This window comes from Luteimonas sp. Soil_C_16, assembly GCF_057657295.1.
The window spans coordinates 303,843-320,929 of record NZ_JBDGIS010000001.1 but is presented as its reverse complement, the minus strand read 5'-3'; the positions used below and the strand labels follow the sequence as shown (position 1 = coordinate 320,929).

Here is a 17,087-nt window from a genome sequence, read left to right as displayed (position 1 = left end):
GCGTCTACAGTCGTTTCAGAGCGAACGTCCGCCGTCGAGCCGCAACACTTCGCCGGTGCTGAAGCCGCCGCGCAGCAACCAAGCGACGGCGTCGGCGATTTCGTCCGCATGGCCCAGCCTCGCGAGCGGCGTCGCCTCGAGGATGCGGGCCTGCCGCGCGGTATCCGCGCCGTCTTCCGGCCACAGGATCGCGCCGGGTGACACCGCATTGACCCGCACCTCCGGCGCCAGCGCGACGGCGAGGCCGCGGGTCAGGCCGAGCAGCGCAGCCTTCGACGCCGCATAGGCGACGAGATCGGCGCGCGGGCGTTCCGCATACAGATCGCCGATGTTGACGATCGCGCCGCGCGCCGCGCGCAGATGCGGGGCTGCGGCCTGCGCCAGCAGGAACGGCGCGCGCGCATTGGTCGCCATCAGCGCGTCGAAGGCGTCGGCGCCGGTCGCCTCGAACGCCGTCGGCGCGAACGCCGCGGCGTTGTTGACCAGCGCATCGAGACGCCCGAAATGCGCGACGGTGTCCTCGACCAGCGTCGGCAGCACGGCCGCGTCGGCCAGATCGCCCTGCAGCACGTGCACGCGGCCCGGCCGCTGCGCCTCCAGCTCGGCAGCCAGCGCATCGGCATCGTCGCGCGAGCGGTTGCAGTGCAGGGCGACCGCGTAGCCATCTGCATGCAGGCGACGCACGATCGCCGCGCCGATGCGACGGGCAGCGCCGGTGACGAGAACGACGGGAGCGGATGCGGACATGCCTGTAAATGCGGTGGCGACGGGTGGTCACCTTACGCCACCGGTCGGTCGCAGTCCCGTCGGCCGGAGGCGGCCATAGTCCCTCTCCCGCCGGGAGAGGGGTTGGGTGAGGGGAGACGCCTCGCGACCGACCGGCATCGTGCACTGACGACTGTTGCGTGCCGAAAGCGCGCGCGTGACGGCAGGCCGTCAGGTGGCCTCGCGTATCCTGATCCGCGACTGTTCCGGAACTCCTGCATGTCCAGCCAGCCCCACGCCCCGAGCGACGACGCACTCGCCCACAGCGAGCGTCTGCGCGCCCTGATCCACACCCAGATCGACGAAGCCGGGGGCGCGATTCCGTTCTGGAAATTCATGGAGCTGGCGCTGTACGCGCCGGGTCTGGGCTATTACAGCGCCGGCGCGGCGAAGTTCGGCGCTGCCGGCGATTTCGTCACCGCGCCCGAACTCGGGCCGCTGTTCGCCGAATGCATCGCCGAGGCGTTCGCGCCGGTGCTGCGCGAGATCGGCGCGGACGCGCAGTTCTTCGAGATCGGTGGCGGCAGCGGTGCGTTCGCCGGCGATGCGCTGGCGCATCTGGCGGCGCTGGATGCGACGCCCGCGCGCTACGCGATCCTCGAACCCAGCGCGGACCTGCGTGAGCGTCAGCGTGCGCATCTGCAGCAGCGGCTGCCGGCCGATCTGTTCGCGCGCGTCGCGTGGGTCGACGGTCCGATGCCCGGCGACTGGCAGGGCGTGCTTTTCGCCAACGAAGTCGTCGATGCGCTGCCGACGCCGCGCTTCGTGATTGGCGAGGGCGAGGTGTTCGAGGAATACGTGACCCGTGACGGCGACGGCTTCGGCCGCACCGTGCATCCGGCCGATGCGCTGCTCGGTTCGGCGGTGCGCCACGTCGAGCGCCAGCGTGGCGGGCCGCTGCCCGATGGCTACCGTTCCGAACTGCTGCCGCAGCTGCCGTACTGGGTGCAGGCCGTGGCCGGCGGGCTGACCCGCGGCGCGATGCTGTTCGTCGACTACGGCTATGCGCGGCGCGAGTTCTACCGCGACGATCGCGACGCCGGCACGCTGCGCGCCTTCCATCGCCACCAGGTCACCGGCGACGTGTTCGCGCTGCCGGGCTTGCAGGATCTGACCGCGTCGGTCGATTTCACCGCGCTGGCCGAAGCCGGCACGCATGCCGGCTTCGAGTTCGCCGGGTACTGCAACCAGACCTCGCTGCTGCTCGGCAATCGTCTTGAGCAACGTCTGGCCGCGCACGAGGCCCTGGCGACGGACGAGGCCGGCCGGTACACGCTGCGCCAGCAGGCCAAGCGGCTCACGCTGCCGGGCGAAATGGGCGAGGCTTTCCAGGCGATCGGATTCGCGAAGGATGTCGAGTTCGACCACGCCTTCCTGATCGGCGACATGAGCCACCGTCTGTGAGCCAGCTTTCGTGAACCGGCGTCCGCGCTTCGGCCGTTCGTTCAAGCCGCTGCGGCGTCCGCTGCTGTGGGGCGGGCTGTGGATCGCCGCGATCGCAGGCGTCGTGGTGCTGTCGCTGGCGCCGTCGGTGCCGATGCCGGACGTGCCCGATGGCGACAAGCTCGGCCACTTCCTCGCCTATTTCGCGCTGGCCGCCGCCGCGGTGCAGCTCTACGCGCGCTGGCCCGCGCTGCTCGGCGCCGGCATCGGCCTGGTGCTGCTCGGCATCGGGCTGGAATACGCGCAGGGCGCATTGACCCAGACGCGCATGCAGGATCCCGCCGATGCACTGGCGAACACGCTGGGCGTGATCGTCGGCCTGTCGACGCGACTCACCCCGTTCCGCGACGTGCTGCTGCAGTTCGACACGCGCGGGCTCGACGGGATCGGACGCTGAGCGCGGCGTCGATTCCCCGATAATCCCTTATCCCCGACCTGGTCCATCGCATGTCCGCTGTCCTGCCTGCCAACGCGTCCGCCGCGCCCGCCGACGATGCCGCCCGTGCTGATGCGCGGCTGGCCTGGGCCCGCGAGGCCAGCGGCGATGCCGCGCTGACGCTCGAACGCGCATCGATGGATGCCGGCTTCCGCAGCTACTGGCGCGGCGAGGCGAACGGGCTGTCGCGCATCGTCATGGATTCGCCGCCGGATCTGGAGGACGTGCGCCCGTGGCTGCGCATCCGCGATCTGCTGGAACTGCACGGCGTGCGCGTGCCGCACGTGCGGGCGCGCGATGTCGCGTCCGGTTTCCTGCTGCTCGAGGATCTCGGCGGTGAGACCTGCCTGCAGGCCCTGGACTCGCTTGATGCCGACGCGTTGATGGATGCGGCGTTCGAACAGCTGTTGCGGCTGCAGGCGATCACGCCGCCGGACGATCTGCCGGCCTTCGATGCGGCGATGCTGCGGCGCGAACTCGCGTTGTTCGACGACTGGTTCCTCGGCCGGCATCTCGGCGTGACCCTGTCGGACGCGGAGCGCGCCGATTGGGACTCGGTGCAGGCGCATCTGGTCGGCGCGATGCTCGCGCAGACCCAGGTGCTGGTGCATCGCGACTTCATGCTGCGCAATCTGATGCCGGTCGAAGGCGGCGTCGCGGTGCTGGATTTCCAGGACGCGGTGACCGGGCCGGTCGCCTACGACGTGGCCTGCCTGCTGCGCGACGCGTTCCACAGCTGGCCCGCCGCGCAGGCGGATGCGTGGCTGGCGCGCTACCACGCGCGTGCGCAAGCCAGCGGTCTGCCGGTGCCGGCGCTCGCGCAGTTCGCCCACGATGCCGCGCTGACCGGTGTGCAGCGGCACCTCAAGGTCATGGGCATCTTCGCGCGCCTGCATCATCGCGACGGCAAGCCGAAGTACCTCGCCGACGCACCGCGTTTCCTCGCCTACCTCGACGCGGCGGTGCCGCTCGATCCCGCGCTCGCGCCGCTGGGCGCGTTGCTCGATCGCCACGTGCGCCCGCGACTCGCCGCCGACTGACCCCAAGGACACATCGCCATGCAGACCGTGATCCCGCAGCTGCGCATGACCGACGCCGAGCGCAGCCTGGCCTTCTACGCGGCGCTCGGTTTCACCGTCGACTGGGAACACCGCTTCGCCACGGGGATGCCGCTGTTCGCGCAGCTCACGCGCGAGGGACAGACGCTCTTTCTCAGCGGGCATGCCGGCGATTGCGCGGTCGGTGGCGCGGTGTATTTCAAGGTGCGCGACGTCGACGCCTGCGCGCGCGCGTTCGCCGCCGCCGGCGTGCCGATCGTGACCGCGCCTTGGGACACGGACTGGGGCACGCGTGAGATGGTGCTCGTCGATCCCGACCACAATCGCCTGCGGTTCGCGCAGCACCCTGACTGATCGTGCCGCACGGCCCGAGGAGATTCCGATGGACGACCTGTTCGCAGACGCACCCGTGCCCGTCCACGGCATCCGCACCGGCATCGGGGGCTGGACCTTCGCGCCGTGGCGCGACAATTTCTATCCCAAGGGTCTCGTGCAGAAGCGCGAGCTCGAATATGCCAGCCGCCGGCTGACCGCGATCGAGATCAACGGCACCTTCTACGGCGCGCAGAAGCCGGCGACCTATGCGAAGTGGGGCAGCGAGACGCCGACGGGCTTCGTGTTCTCGCTCAAGGCGCCGCGCCACATCGTCGGCGCCCGTGCGCTGGCCGGCACCGCGAAGCAGATCGCGGGCTTCGTCGAAGGCGGCATCGCCGAACTCGGTGATCATCTGGGGCCCCTTCTGTGGCAGTTCGCGCCGCAGCGGCGTTTCGATGCCGAGGATGTCGAAACCTTCCTCGACCTGCTGCCCGATGCCGTCGACGGTCTGCCGCTGCGCCATGCGGTCGAAGTGCGGCATCCCTCGTTCCAGAGCGAGGCCTGGCTGCGCCTCGCACGCGCGCGCGGCGTGGCGACGGTGTTCACCGACTCCGACGATTACCCGTCCTTCGCCGACATCACCGGCGATTTCGTCTACGCCCGCCTGATGGCGAGCCGCGAGACCAGCGCCACCGGATATCCGGGCCTGCAGCTCGATGCCTGGGCCAAGCGCGCGCTGCAGTGGGCCGCGGGCGAAGCGCCGGCCGACCTGCCGTATGCCGGGTCGCGCGACGCCGCGCCGGTCACCCCGCGCGACACCTTCGTGTTCTTCATCTCGGCGGCAAAAGAACGCAACCCCGCCGCGGCGATGGCGTTGCAGCAGCGGCTGCAGACCGTCGCGTAACTCAGCCGTCGGCGCACTCAGCCTGCGCGCGACCGCGCGATCGCCGCGATCCGCGCCTTGCGCAGCGCTTCGCCGATCGCGGGGCCGGTGATGCCCTCGGCCGCGATATCGCGGGCGTTGACCGCGAGCGCGGCGGCGTGGGCACGGCGCAGGACATCGGCCTGCGGATAGGCGTCCTCGGCACTGCCGAGCCGGCCGCGCTTGTCGCATTCGCAGACCAGCGCGAGCTGGTCGATGCGCGCGGGCTTGCGGAAGCCGTCGCAGCGGGCGATCAGGTCGTGCAGCGTGGCGTCGCGCAGTTCGGCGATGCGGTGCACGTTGAGGTGTTCGCGGCAGGCGACGATCGCGAGTTTGCGCTGCGCGGCGGGCACCTTGAGACGCGCGCACAGGGCCTCGAGCGGCGCGAGGCCGGCGTGTTCATGGCCGACGTGGCGTGGCAGCTTGTCCGCCGGCGTCAGCGCCTTGCCGAGGTCGTGGGTCAGCGCGGCGAAGCCGATCACCGCATCGCCGGGCGCGAGTCGCGCGGCCATGTCGACGACCAGTTCGATGTGTACGCCGGTGTCGACTTCGGGATGGAAGTCCGCACGCTGCGGCACGCCGTAGAGCGCATCGACTTCCGGCAGCACGACGGCGAGCGCGCCGCAGTCGTGCAGCGTGCGCAGGAACGCGGACGGGCGCGCCGACGCCAGTGCACGCGACAGCTCCTGCCACACGCGCTCGGGCGTCAGCGTTTCGAGTTCGCCGGCCTCGACCATGCCGCGCATCAGCGCCATCGTCTCGTCGGCGACGGTGAAGCCGAGCGGGGCGAAGCGGGCCATGAAGCGTGCGGCGCGCAGGACGCGCAACGGATCTTCGGAGAAGGCGTCACCGACATGGCGCAGCACGCGCGCTTCGATGTCGCGCGCGCCGCCGTAGGGATCGACCAGCGTGCCGTCCGGCGCCTGCGCGATCGCGTTGATCGTGAAATCGCGGCGGCCGAGATCCTGTTCCAGCGTCACCGACGGATCGGCGTCGACGACGAAGCCGCGATAGCCGCGACCGGACTTGCGTTCCGTGCGCGCGAGCGCGTGTTCTTCCTGGGTCCTGGGATGCAGGAACACCGGGAAATCACGGCCGATCGCGCGGAAGCCGGCGGCTTCCATCGAGGCCTGGGTTTCGCCGACGACGACATGGTCGCGGTCGCCGGCCGGTTGCCCGAGCAGGCGATCGCGGACCGCGCCGCCGACGAGGTAGATCTCCACCGTCGTCAGCCCGGGCAGGCAAAACGCTTGTTGCGCTGCGCCTCGGCGCCGCGCATGCGCGGTTCCAGCGGCGCGGCCTGGCCGTACATGCGCCAGTCGTAGAGCACGCTGAAGGCGAGCACGCGCGCAACGTACTCACGCGTTTCGCGATAGCTGATCGTCTCGATCCAGATGTCGGGATCCATGTCCGGGCGCTGCGCGAGCCAGCGACCGGTCGGTGTTGGGCCTGCGTTGTACGCCGCGATGGCCACGTAGGGCAGCGTGTACATGTCCTTCTTCTCGCGCAGGTACGCGGTGCCGATCGCGACGTTGGTCGCCGGGTCGTACAGGCTGTCCGGGCCGCCGTAGGCGATGCCCAGACGACGCGCGACCGCGGCGCCGGTGGCCGGCATCACCTGCATCAGACCGCGCGCATCCGCGGGCGAACGCGCATTGGGATTGAACGTGCTCTCGGCGCGGATCTCGGCTGCGACCCACGCGGGATCGAGGCCCTGGCGCTGCGATTCGCGTTCGATCAAGGCCTGCTGGGTCAGCGGAAAGCGCAATGTATACAGGCGCGTTTCTTCCGGCTGGCGACCGAGACCGAATACGCCACGGTCGTACCAGCCGCTTTCCTGCGCGACCTGCACCGCGATGCGGCGCTGCGTGTCGTCGAAATTGCGCAGCGCGGCGGTCCATTCGCGCGTGGCCCAGCCGGGCCGGTCGATGCGATACAGCGCGAGCGCACGTGTCAGGCCCGGATCGGCGGCGATCTTCGCGCGTGCATCGTTCGACGGCGAGAAGTCGAGCGGGCACAGCGCGTAGGGCTGGTCGATGCGATCGGCGGCGAGAAAGCCGTGGAAATCGGAATTCTTCGCCGCCTCGCGGAACAGCGGTGTCGCGCCGGCACGATCGCCGGAGAGTTCGGTCGTGCGCGCCTGGAACCAGGTCCAGCGTGACTGGCCACGCTGTGTGGCGCCCATCTTCCTGATCGCAGTCAGTGCGGCCGCCCAATCCTTGCGCGCGAGTGCTTCGCGCACGCGCCATTCGTGCAGGCGGTCGTCATAGGCGCTCTCGGGCACGCGGTTGAGCAGGCGCGCCGAATCGGGCAGATACGACGCGACCGTCCACAGCGCAGCCTGGTACAGCACGCGGCCGTTCTCGGTCTCGCCGAAGCCGAGCGCATCGGCCAGCGCCGGCAGCTGGCGTTCGGCGGCCAGCGGATCGGCCTTGGCGAACTTCGCCAGGCCGTGCGAGGCGACGAGGCGGCTGCGCGCGGTCTTCGGCCACTGCAGCGCCCGCGCGTGCGGCGCGGTCATGTACGCGGCGTAGTCCTCGGCGAGTGCCTGCTGGCCGCTGGTGAGGCCGCGCGCGACGCTGCGCATGACGCCGACGTCCTGCTCGGCGACGGCGAGATCGAACCGTTCCCAGCGCAGGTCGTCGCCGAGCTCGCCGCGCGCGGCCAGCGTCGCGAACGGTGCATCGCATTCGTTCGGCAGCGAACTGCCGCTGCTGCGCCACAGCGCCTGTGCGTCGCGGGTCCACTGCGCGTCGGTGGCGCCGGTGCGCGCACGCGCGTCGAGCTCAATGCAGCGCAGCGTTGCATTGGTCGTGCCGGGCGCCCACGCCTCGCGCACCGCGGCCCATTCCTGGCGTGTGGCGAGCGCGCGCAACCAGCCTTCGCGGAACACTTCGGCGACCGGCGCGCCCTGATGGCGCGCAATGAAATCCCGACCCTGCGCGAGCGGCAGCGTGTCGAGATTGCGCCGCAGCGCGGCGAGTTCCAGCCACGCGCTGGCGGGATGCGACTGCATCGCCGGCGCGACCGGCTGGCCGCGTTCGGCCGCCAGCATCGCGGCGCGGAAGGCGGCGTCGTCGGCGGTCTGCGCGCAGGCCATGCCCGGCAACGCGAGTGCGAGCGCGGGCAGCAGGGCACGCAGCGCACGGGTGCGCAGCGGACGGAAGATCGGGAGCGTGTCGCGGCGGTTCTGCGGCATCGGCACAGGCATGTCGAGGGCGGCGGCCGACTATAGCGGAGGCGGGCTGAAGCGCCCTTCGCAGGCAGCGCTTGCGCGAAAGCAATCGTCTGCATCACCGACTGAGCATGCACAACGGCCGGAGCCGCCGGCGCCAACGCTTTAGAATTGGCGTCCCCAACCGCTTCCCGGCCCGCGCACATGATCACTCTCGGCACGCCCCTGTCTCCCTCCGCCACCCGCGTGCTGCTGCTCGGCTCGGGCGAACTGGGCAAGGAAGTGGCGATCGAGCTGCAGCGCTTCGGCGTCGAAGTGATCGCTGCCGACCGCTATGCCGATGCGCCGGCGATGCAAGTTGCGCATCGCAGCCATGTGCTCGACATGCTCGATCCCGCCGCGCTGCGCGCGCTGATCGCCCGGGAGCAGCCGCATCTGGTAGTGCCGGAGATCGAGGCCATCCACACCGACACGCTGGTCGCGCTGGAGCAGGACGGTCTCAAGGTCGTGCCGACCGCGCGCGCCACGCGCCTGACGATGGACCGCGAAGGCATTCGCCGCCTCGCCGCCGAAACGCTGGGCCTGCCGACGTCGCCGTACCGCTTCGTCGACACGCGCGAGGAATACCGCGCCGCGATCGACGCCGTCGGCCTGCCCTGCGTGGTCAAGCCGGTGATGTCGTCGTCGGGCAAGGGCCAGAGCACGGTGCGCAGCGAGGACGACATCGACGCCGCGTGGGACTACGCGCAGACCGGCGGCCGCGCCGGCGCGGGCCGCTGCATCGTCGAAGGCTTCATCGACTTCGATTACGAAATCACACTGCTGACCGTGCGTCATGCCGGCGGCACCGCGTTCTGCGCGCCGATCGGCCACGTGCAGATCGCCGGCGACTACCGCGAGAGCTGGCAGCCGCAGCCGATGTCGCCGGCCGCCCTGCAGCGTGCGCGCGATGTCGCGCGTGCGGTCACCGATGATCTCGGCGGCCGCGGCGTGTTCGGCGTTGAACTGTTCGTCAAGGGCGACGCCGTGTGGTTCTCGGAAGTCTCGCCGCGTCCGCACGACACCGGCCTGGTGACGCTGGCCTCGCAGGACCTGAGCGAGTTCGCGCTGCATGCGCGCGCGATCCTCGGCCTGCCGATTCCGGTGGATGCCGACGACGTCGTCCAGCACGGCACCGCAGCATCCTGCGCGCTGTTGGCGCAGGGCACGGGCGTGCCGGTGTTCTCGAACATCGACGCCGCGCTGCAGTCGCCCGACAGCGCGCTGCGCCTGTTCGGCAAGCCACGCGTCGAAGGCCAGCGGCGTGTGGGCGTGACGCTCGCACGCGGGACCGATGTGGAGGCGGCGCGGGCGACGGCGCGTGAGGCGGCGGGTGCGATCGCGATCGAGTGGGTTTGATTCTCCGCCTGGTGTTGGCCCTCTATCCCCGAGCGCAATGCAGCTCTTTCCCCCGCTCGCGGGGGAAGGTTGGGATGGGGGCAAGTGGTCCGGGTGCAGAGCTGCTTGATTGCGGGCAACTCTCCCAGCTGGATTCGAATGGCCCCCTCGATCTGATCGTTTGCCCCCACCCAACCCTCCCCCGTGCACGGGGGAGGGCTTCGCTTCTCCACCGCCCGCATATTCGGTCAGGTGCATCCTCATGCTGACCTGGTCGATGCTCTGCTTCCCGCTGCTCGGCGCCGTCGCTGGCGTACTCGCCGGGCTGCTCGGCATCGGCGGCGGGCTGGTGCTGGTGACCGCGCTGGTCTGGCTGTTGCCGCTCTACGGCGTGCCGCAGGACGCGGCGATGCACACCGCGCTCGCGACCGCGCTGGCGAGCATCATCCTGACCGGGCTGTCGTCGGCGCGCGCGCATCATCTGCGGCGCAGCGTGTTGTGGCGCACGGTCGCGTGGATGGTGCCCGGCGTGATGCTCGGCGGCTGGATCGGCAGCTGGCTCGCGGTGCTGCTCGATGGCGATGTGCTGCGCTACTGCGTCGTCGGTTATTGCGCGGTCGTGGGCACGCAGTTGCTGCTGTCGCGCACGCCGCCGCCCGGTGGCGATGCGGTGGTGCCGACCGGCATCGGACTGTCGGGCGCGGGTGTCGGCATCGGTGCGCTGTCGTCGATCGTCGGCATCGGGGGCGGTGGCATGACCGTGCCGCTGCTGGTGTGGCTGGGCGTGTCGCCGGTGCGCGCGGTCGGCACCTCGTCGGCCTGCGGCGTGTTCGTCGCACTGGCGGCGGCTGCGGGCTATGCGCTGCAGGCGCCGGCGGACGTCTTGCCCGGCGTGTCCTGGGGCTATGTGTATCTGCCGGGCGCAATCGGCATCGCGCTCGCGTCGGTCATCGTGGCGCCCTACGGCACGCGCCTTGCGCATGCGATCAGCGGCGCGGCGCTCAAGCGCGTGTTCGCCGTGTTCCTGTACTGCGTGGGCGCGAGCCTGCTGTTTCTGTGATTCTTTTCCTTCTTCCGTTGGACCGTCCATGACTGCTGCCGCACCGACCATTCCCGACTCCATCGCCGCGCTGGCGCCGCAGATGACCGCATGGCGCCACGAGATCCACGCATGGCCGGAACTCGGCTTCGAAGAAGTGAAGACCTCGGCGTTGGTCATCCGCGAGCTGCGCGCGCTCGGTCTGGACGTGCACACGGGCCTGGGCGGCACCGGCGTCGTCGCGGTGGTCGACAGCGGCACGCCGGGCCTGTCGATCGGCCTGCGCGCGGACATGGATGCGCTGCCGATGGAAGAAGTCGCTGACGCACGCGGCGAACTGCCGTACCGCTCGCAGCGCCCGGGCGTGGCGCATACCTGCGGGCATGACGGCCACACGTCCGCGTTGCTCGGCACGGCGCGGCATCTGGTCGCGCATCCGCCGGCCAGCGGCCGCGTGGTGCTCATTTTCCAGCCGGCCGAAGAGGGTGGGCGCGGCGCGATCCGGATGATCGAGGACGGCCTGTTCGCGCGCTGGCCCTGCGACGAGGTCTACGCCTTCCACAACATGCCGGCGCTCAAGACCGGTGAGGCCAGCGTGCGCAGCGGCGCGACGCTGCAATCGCTGGCGGTGTTCGAGATCGCGATCGAAGGCGTCGGTGGCCACGCCGCCGCGCCGCATCGCGCGAACGATCCGCTGCAGGTCGCCGCGCGACTGGCCGTGGACATCGGCGCGATCGTCGGCCGCCACATCGATCCGATGGAAGCGGCGCTGATCAACGTCGGCTCGCTGCAGGCCGGCACCACGCACAACATCATTCCGTCGACGGCGTCGCTCAGCGGCACGATCCGCTCGCTGTCGAAGGATGTGCACGACGAACTGCTCAAGCGCCTGCGCGCACTGTGCGAGGGCCACGCGCAGATCTCCGGCTGCAGCATCGCGCTGGAAATTCCGCACTCGTGCCCGCCTTGCGTCAACGCACCGGAGCAGGCCGCGCTGGCGGCCGAGGCGATCGCCGACGTGCTCGGCGCGGACCACGTGAAGACCGATCTGCGCGCGTATCCGTTCTCCGACGATTTCTCGTACATGCTCGAACAGTGGCCCGGCGCCTATCTGTTCCTCGGCATGGACAGCGCGATGTGCCACCACCCGACGTTCCGATTCGACGACGGCCTGCTGCCGGTCGCCGCCGCGGTGTTCGACCGCATCGTGCGGCGTCGTCTGGGCTGAGCGTGCCGGGCGCCCACCACCCGGCGTAAGCTGTGCGCCGCGCCGCGGCCCATCGCGGCCGTCGACATCTCCACGCGAGTGCCCCATGTCCCAGCGCGACTGGGTGGCGCAGGCCATCCGCAAGATCGAAGCCGATTTCAACCGCTCGGCCGACACCCATCTGATTCCGCTGGCGCTGCCGGGCTTTCCGGGCATCGACGTCTATCTCAAGGACGAATCCAGCCATCCGACCGGCAGCCTCAAGCACCGGCTCGCGCGCTCGCTGTTCCTCTACGCGCTGGCCAATGGCTGGCTGCATGCGGGCAGCACGGTGGTGGAAGCGTCGAGCGGTTCGACCGCGGTCTCGGAAGCGTATTTCGCGCGCCTGCTGGGCCTGCCCTTCGTCGCGGTGATGCCGGCCTCGACCTCGCCGGAGAAGATCGCCGCGATCGAATTCCACGGTGGTCGCTGCCATCTGGTCCCCAGCGCCTGCGGCATCGGCGAGGCCTCGGTGCAGCTCGCGCGCGAGACCGGCGGCCACTTCATGGACCAGTTCACCTACGCCGAGCGGGCGACCGACTGGCGCGCGAACAACAACATCGCCGAGTCGATCTTCAAGCAGATGTCGCAGGAGGCGCATCCCGTTCCGCGCTGGATCGTCTGCAGCGCCGGCACCGGCGGCACCAGCGCGACGATCGGCCGCTACGCGAGCTACCGCGGCTACGACACGCGCGTGCTGTGCGCAGATCCCGAACATTCGGCGTTCTTCGCCCATTACGCGCGCTGCATCGACGGCGACATGTCCGGCGATGCAGACGCCGTCGCGCCGTCGTCGCGCATCGAAGGCATCGGCCGTCCGCGCGCGGAGGCCAGTTTCATCCCCGGCTGCGTCGACGCGATGCTCAAGGTGCCCGATGCGCTGAGCCTCGCGGCGATGCGCTGGACCAATACGCGCCTGGGCCGGCGCGTCGGCGGCTCCACCGGCACCAACGTCATCGGCGTGCTGCACGTCGCGCACGCGATGCGGGCCGCCGGCCGCAGCGGTTCGATCGTCAGCATCCTGTGCGATGGCGGCGAGCGCTACGCGCACAGCTACTACAACCCGGACTGGTACGCGGCGCACGGGTTCGACATGGACGCGGCCGACACACGGGTGCGCGCAGTGGCCGAGCAGGCCGCGGCCCTGCCTGTGATGGTGACCGCCGGCGACGCGGTCGACTGAGGGCGCCGTCAAGCTGGGGTTGACCCCAGGTGCGGGGAGGTTAAGGATTCGTTACAACGAATCGCCGGCGGCACAGGGGCACCGGCACGACCTTCCGCACCATTCGGAGTTGCACACATGACGATGCCTCGCCACCGCCTGGCCGCCGCAGTCCAGCTGTCGCTGCTGCTGGCGCTGCCCGCCGCCGCCCATGCCCAGGCCCCCGCGCCGCAGCCCGAGGCGCGCACGCTCGATACCGTCCAGGTCACCGGCTCGCGCATCCGCAAGGCGGAACTGGAAACCGCGGTGCCGGTGCAGGTGCTCACGCGCGAGGACATCGACCGCAGCGGCTTCACCTCAGTCGCCGACATCGTCCAGAACCTCACCGCCAGCGGCGCGGCGCTCAACACCAAGTTCAATTCCAGCGGCAACTTCGGCTTCCCGCCCGATGGTGGCGGCGTGGGCGCGGGCGCGGCGACGGTCGACCTGCGGCATCTCGGCGCCAAGCGCGTGCTGGTGCTGGTCGACGGCATCCGCTGGGTCAACGAATCCTCGGCCTCGGGCGTCGGCTCGGCGGTCGATCTCAATACAATTCCGCTCGCGCTGATCGACCGCATCGAAGTGCTGGAAGACGGCGCCTCGTCGATCTACGGCTCCGATGCGATCGCAGGCGTCGTCAACATCATCACCAAGCGCGATGCCGAAGGCGGCACGCTCGACCTGCACTACGGCGAGTACGACGATCTCGGCGGCGCGACCTGGGGCGCGGACCTGGGCTGGGGCGGCAGCAGCGAACGCGCGCAGTGGTTCTTCGGCGCCTCGTACTACAAGCAGCGCGAAATCGCCTCGTCGAAGTTCGCCAACGCCAGCGTGCCGGTGCCCGGCACCGGGCTCGCGAACGGCAGCTCGGCGACGCCGCAGGGCCGCTTCGTGTTCCAGGATCCGAACACCGGGCAGTCGTTCAACCTGACGCCCAACGACGGCGCCACCTCGCCGTTCTACGACCCGTCCCAGACCGGCTGCACCCGCACCGACGATTTCCACTGTTTCGGTACCGCGGACCGCTACAACTTCGCGCCGAACAACCTGCTGCTGACCCCGTCGGAGCGCAAGTCGGTGTTCGGCCAGGTGCGCTTCGAGTTCACTCCGCAGGTCTCGGCCTACGCGCGCGTGCTCTACAACGAGCGCACCTCGGCCAACCAGGCCGCGCCCGAGCCGATCTTCCTCGGCACCGATGCCGGCGTGTACAACCCCTACGCCGAAAGCACGCTGACCATCTCCGCGCTCAACCCGTTCAACCCCTTCGGCTTCGACCTCACCACCGAGGGCGACAACCCGAACCTGTTCCTGCTCGCGCGTCGTCCGGTCGAAGGCGGTCCGCGTCGCTACCAGCAGGACGTCAAGACCTGGTACGCGGCCGGTGGCCTCGAAGGCACGTTCGGTGTCGGCGTGCGCACCTGGAACTGGGACGTGAACCTGGTGCGCAGCCAGAGCCGCGCCGAGCAGACCAATTCGGGCAGCTACAACATCCGCCGCATCAACGAAGCGCTGGGCGATCCGGCCGCGTGCGCCGCGATCGCCGGCTGCACGCCGCTGGATCTGTTCGGGGGCCCGGGCACGATCACCCCGCAGATGCTCGCCTTCATCCAGCCGATCGTCCGCGACGAGAGCAGCAACACGCTGACCCTGGCCTCGGCCAATGTCACCGGCGATCTGTTCGAGATGTGGGCCGGCCCGCTGGCCTTCGCGGCCGGTGTCGAATACCGCAAGTACGAAGGCAGCTACACGCCCGATCCGATCACCGTTGCCGGCGAGTACAACGGCGTGCCGTCGGGCATCACCCGCGGCGATTACGACGTCAACGAGGCCTATGCCGAGTTCAGCGTGCCGCTGATGCGCGACACGGTGTTCGGCGAGACGCTCGACCTCAGCATCGCCGGTCGTTACTCGGACTATTCGACCTTCGGCGGCGAGACCACCGGCAAGGTCGGCCTGCGCTGGCAGCCGGTCGACGAACTGCTGTTCCGCATGAGCTACGCCGAAGGCTTCCGCGCGCCGTCGATCGGCGAGCTCTACGGCACGCTGAGCCGCTTCGACGCGACCCTGGTCGATCCGTGTTCCGGTGCCGCCGTCCTGTCGCCGGCCTGCGCCGCGGACGGCGTGCCGCCGGGATACGAGCAGACCAATTCGCAGATCTCGGTGGTGACGTCGGGCAATGCCGATCTCGAACCCGAGCGCAGCCGCAGCCTGATGATCGGCTCGGTGTGGAGCCCGTCGTTCGCCGACGAGGTGTGGTGGTCGGACCGCCTGGATCTCGGCGTCACCTTCTACCGCCACCACATCGACGATGCGATCCAGGCGCCCGATGCGCAGGCGATCCTCGAGCGCTGCATCGCCACGCGCGATCCGTTCTCCTGCGCGTCCTACGAGCGCAGCGACCGCGGCCAGATCATCCGCTTCGACGACATCCTCGCGAACCTCGGCACGATCAAGACCGACGGCTGGGATTTCACCGCCGCGTGGACGCTGCCCGAGCGCGACTGGGGCCGCCTGCGCTTCGACGCCAAGACCACGTGGGTCACGCGTTACGAACTGGCGAACGAGACCGGCGAACTCGAACCGCGCCGTCCGGGCGTCGAGGTCAACAACAGCGCGATTCCCGAATGGAGCGGCACCCTGGTCACCGACTGGACCCGCGGCCCGTGGTCGCTGGCGTGGACGGTGCGCTACATCGACAGCCTCGTCGAATCCTGCGGCGGCGCCAACGGCTTCCCGATCTGCGACGACAGCGACAACGATCTCAACGGCCTGGGTTCGACCACGTACCACGACCTGCAGCTGTCCTGGCGCAACACCGCCTGGCTCAAGGGCACGCGTCTGGCGCTGGGCGTCAACAACGTCACCGGCAAGGAACCGCCGGTGTGCCTGAGCTGCAGCCTCAACGGCTACGACGCCTCGACCTACGACCTGCCGGGCCGCTTCATCTACGCGCGGTTGGGCATCGATTTCTGATCGGGTTCGCACGTCGCTGACTCCGGCAGACCGGCGCGACGCGATCTGCCGGAGTGCGCCATCAAGCCCTCCCCCGGTTCAACCGGGGAGGGCTTTTTGCATTCACAGGATGGGTCGAGCGCAGCGAAACCCATCGTCGCCATGCGGTGCCGTCGCGCTCTGGTCGCGCGCTGCAGACCAAGAAGCCCCTCTCCCTCTGGGAGAGCGGTTGGGGTGAGGGCGGCAGGTCGCGAGGTTCTCGATCAGCGCGATCTCGATTCCGCTCTGTGTCATCCAGAGCGGAACGATGGCAATGACGGGTGTCGCTGCGCTCGACCCATCCTACGAAGCGCGATGCACCCTCAACGCCGCAGCGCGGCCTCAGGCACGTGCAACTCGGTCGACAGCGCCAGATGATCCGAGAACGCAGCCGGCAACGCCTTCATGTCGGCGCACTTGAGATTGCCGGTGACCAGGATGTGGTCGATCGCCTTCTGCGGGCGCCAGCTGGGGAAGGTGTGCACCGCGCACGCCGGCGGCTGCAGGCCGGTCTGGCGGTAGAGCACCGACATCTCCGGCCGGTCGGAGGTGCAGTTGAAGTCGCCCATCAGCACCGCATGCGGGTGATCGGCCAGCACTTCGGCGATGAAGGACAGTTGCGACAGCCGCGACTGCGCGCCCAGCGACAGATGCGCCACCGCGACCACCAGGCCTTCGTCGCCTTCGCCGAAGCGGCTCAGCAGCACGCCGCGACCGGAGATGCGGCCGGGCAGGGCGTGGTTGACGACCTCGATCGGTTCCAGCCGGCTCAGCAGGCCGTTGGCGCTGGATGCGACCGCACCCACGCGCCGGTTCGGCTGGTGGGTCCAGTACTCGAAGCCGCCGCGTTCGGCGAGGTAGTGCGTCTGGTTGGTGAAACCGGAACGCCAGCTGCCCGGGTCGGCTTCCTGCAGGCCCACGATGTCGTGGGTGCCGGCGAGCGTCGCGATCGCGTCGAGCGCCGTGCGCTTGCCGGCCGGCAGCACGTGGGACCAGCTGCGCGTCGCGTAGTCGCTGTAGCGACGCGTGCTGGAGCCGGCCTGGATGTTCGCGCTCAGCAGCTTGAGCGTGCGCGATGCCCCGGCGGGCTGCGGATCGGAGTTGTTCACAACGTCGGAC

General features: G+C 69.9%; 14 protein-coding genes. 10 read left to right on the top strand and 4 right to left on the bottom strand.

Annotation, left to right across the window (positions count from 1 at the left end):
- Positions 1-15: 15 nt before the first annotated feature.
- Entirely contained in the window at positions 16-747 is a 732-nt protein-coding gene (locus AC3A5T_RS01415; RefSeq protein WP_487627029.1) for a pteridine reductase, read from the bottom strand.
- Positions 748-984: 237 nt separating this feature from the next.
- Between AC3A5T_RS01415 and AC3A5T_RS01410 the strand changes: the two genes are divergently transcribed.
- From AC3A5T_RS01410 to AC3A5T_RS01390, 5 genes are read left to right on the top strand one after another with little or no spacing between them, the layout of a single operon-like run.
- Complete coding sequence (locus AC3A5T_RS01410) at positions 985-2,169, top strand: class I SAM-dependent methyltransferase (protein ID WP_487627028.1); 1,185 nt, start codon at positions 985-987, stop codon at positions 2,167-2,169.
- Positions 2,170-2,179: 10 nt separating this feature from the next.
- On the top strand, positions 2,180-2,605 hold the full coding sequence (locus tag AC3A5T_RS01405) for a VanZ family protein (RefSeq protein WP_487627027.1): 426 nt from the start codon (positions 2,180-2,182) through the stop codon (positions 2,603-2,605).
- A 50-nt stretch (positions 2,606-2,655) separates the two neighbouring features.
- Positions 2,656-3,684 carry an aminoglycoside phosphotransferase family protein gene (locus tag AC3A5T_RS01400; RefSeq protein WP_487627026.1) on the top strand — a complete coding sequence of 343 codons (1,029 nt, stop codon included), beginning with the start codon at positions 2,656-2,658 and terminating at the stop codon, positions 3,682-3,684.
- Between the two features lie 18 nt (positions 3,685-3,702).
- Positions 3,703-4,056 (top strand): bleomycin resistance protein, encoded by a 354-nt coding sequence (locus AC3A5T_RS01395; protein ID WP_487627025.1) that lies wholly within the window; start codon positions 3,703-3,705, stop codon positions 4,054-4,056.
- Between the two features lie 28 nt (positions 4,057-4,084).
- On the top strand, positions 4,085-4,921 hold the full coding sequence (locus tag AC3A5T_RS01390) for a DUF72 domain-containing protein (protein WP_487627024.1): 837 nt from the start codon (positions 4,085-4,087) through the stop codon (positions 4,919-4,921).
- A gap of 17 nt (positions 4,922-4,938) precedes the next feature.
- Here AC3A5T_RS01390 and AC3A5T_RS01385 read toward each other — a convergent pair whose 3' ends face one another.
- The gene (locus tag AC3A5T_RS01385; RefSeq protein WP_487627023.1) at positions 4,939-6,162 is read right to left on the bottom strand and encodes a multifunctional CCA addition/repair protein; all 1,224 of its coding nucleotides are present in this window, start codon (positions 6,160-6,162) and stop codon (positions 4,939-4,941) included.
- A gap of 5 nt (positions 6,163-6,167) precedes the next feature.
- Positions 6,168-8,138, bottom strand: a complete 1,971-nt coding sequence (locus AC3A5T_RS01380) for a lytic transglycosylase domain-containing protein (RefSeq protein WP_487627022.1) — start codon at positions 8,136-8,138, stop codon at positions 6,168-6,170.
- 180 nt (positions 8,139-8,318) lie between these two features.
- Between AC3A5T_RS01380 and purT the strand changes: the two genes are divergently transcribed.
- The 5 genes from purT to AC3A5T_RS01355 all read left to right on the top strand — a co-directional run bounded on the left by purT (position 8,319) and on the right by AC3A5T_RS01355 (position 15,950).
- Positions 8,319-9,512: a formate-dependent phosphoribosylglycinamide formyltransferase gene (purT, locus tag AC3A5T_RS01375; protein WP_487627021.1), complete on the top strand. Its 1,194-nt coding sequence runs from the start codon at positions 8,319-8,321 to the stop codon at positions 9,510-9,512.
- Positions 9,513-9,753: 241 nt separating this feature from the next.
- Positions 9,754-10,551, top strand: a complete 798-nt coding sequence (locus AC3A5T_RS01370; RefSeq protein ID WP_487627020.1) for a sulfite exporter TauE/SafE family protein — start codon at positions 9,754-9,756, stop codon at positions 10,549-10,551.
- A 28-nt stretch (positions 10,552-10,579) separates the two neighbouring features.
- The gene (locus AC3A5T_RS01365) at positions 10,580-11,758 is read left to right on the top strand and encodes an amidohydrolase (RefSeq protein ID WP_487627019.1); all 1,179 of its coding nucleotides are present in this window, start codon (positions 10,580-10,582) and stop codon (positions 11,756-11,758) included.
- Between the two features lie 85 nt (positions 11,759-11,843).
- The gene (locus AC3A5T_RS01360) at positions 11,844-12,959 is read left to right on the top strand and encodes a PLP-dependent cysteine synthase family protein (RefSeq protein WP_487627018.1); all 1,116 of its coding nucleotides are present in this window, start codon (positions 11,844-11,846) and stop codon (positions 12,957-12,959) included.
- A gap of 117 nt (positions 12,960-13,076) precedes the next feature.
- Positions 13,077-15,950, top strand: a complete 2,874-nt coding sequence (locus AC3A5T_RS01355; RefSeq protein WP_487627017.1) for a TonB-dependent receptor plug domain-containing protein — start codon at positions 13,077-13,079, stop codon at positions 15,948-15,950.
- A gap of 341 nt (positions 15,951-16,291) precedes the next feature.
- Here AC3A5T_RS01355 and AC3A5T_RS01350 read toward each other — a convergent pair whose 3' ends face one another.
- Positions 16,292-17,077 carry an endonuclease/exonuclease/phosphatase family protein gene (locus tag AC3A5T_RS01350; RefSeq protein WP_487627016.1) on the bottom strand — a complete coding sequence of 262 codons (786 nt, stop codon included), beginning with the start codon at positions 17,075-17,077 and terminating at the stop codon, positions 16,292-16,294.
- Positions 17,078-17,087 lie beyond the last annotated feature (10 nt).

Excerpts from the sequence above, each read along its gene's own strand:
- AC3A5T_RS01415 (WP_487627029.1), bottom strand. The coding sequence starts at position 747 with ATGTCCGCATCCGCTCCCGTCGTTCTCGTCACCGGCGCTGCCCGTCGC.
- AC3A5T_RS01410 (WP_487627028.1), top strand. The coding sequence starts at position 985 with ATGTCCAGCCAGCCCCACGCCCCGAGCGACGACGCACTCGCCCACAGC.
- AC3A5T_RS01400 (WP_487627026.1), top strand. The coding sequence starts at position 2,656 with ATGTCCGCTGTCCTGCCTGCCAACGCGTCCGCCGCGCCCGCCGACGAT.
- AC3A5T_RS01395 (WP_487627025.1), top strand. The coding sequence starts at position 3,703 with ATGCAGACCGTGATCCCGCAGCTGCGCATGACCGACGCCGAGCGCAGC.
- AC3A5T_RS01390 (WP_487627024.1), top strand. The coding sequence starts at position 4,085 with ATGGACGACCTGTTCGCAGACGCACCCGTGCCCGTCCACGGCATCCGC.
- AC3A5T_RS01380 (WP_487627022.1), bottom strand. The coding sequence starts at position 8,138 with ATGCCGCAGAACCGCCGCGACACGCTCCCGATCTTCCGTCCGCTGCGC.
- purT (WP_487627021.1), top strand. The coding sequence starts at position 8,319 with ATGATCACTCTCGGCACGCCCCTGTCTCCCTCCGCCACCCGCGTGCTG.
- AC3A5T_RS01370 (WP_487627020.1), top strand. The coding sequence starts at position 9,754 with ATGCTGACCTGGTCGATGCTCTGCTTCCCGCTGCTCGGCGCCGTCGCT.
- AC3A5T_RS01365 (WP_487627019.1), top strand. The coding sequence starts at position 10,580 with ATGACTGCTGCCGCACCGACCATTCCCGACTCCATCGCCGCGCTGGCG.
- AC3A5T_RS01360 (WP_487627018.1), top strand. The coding sequence starts at position 11,844 with ATGTCCCAGCGCGACTGGGTGGCGCAGGCCATCCGCAAGATCGAAGCC.
- AC3A5T_RS01355 (WP_487627017.1), top strand. The coding sequence starts at position 13,077 with ATGACGATGCCTCGCCACCGCCTGGCCGCCGCAGTCCAGCTGTCGCTG.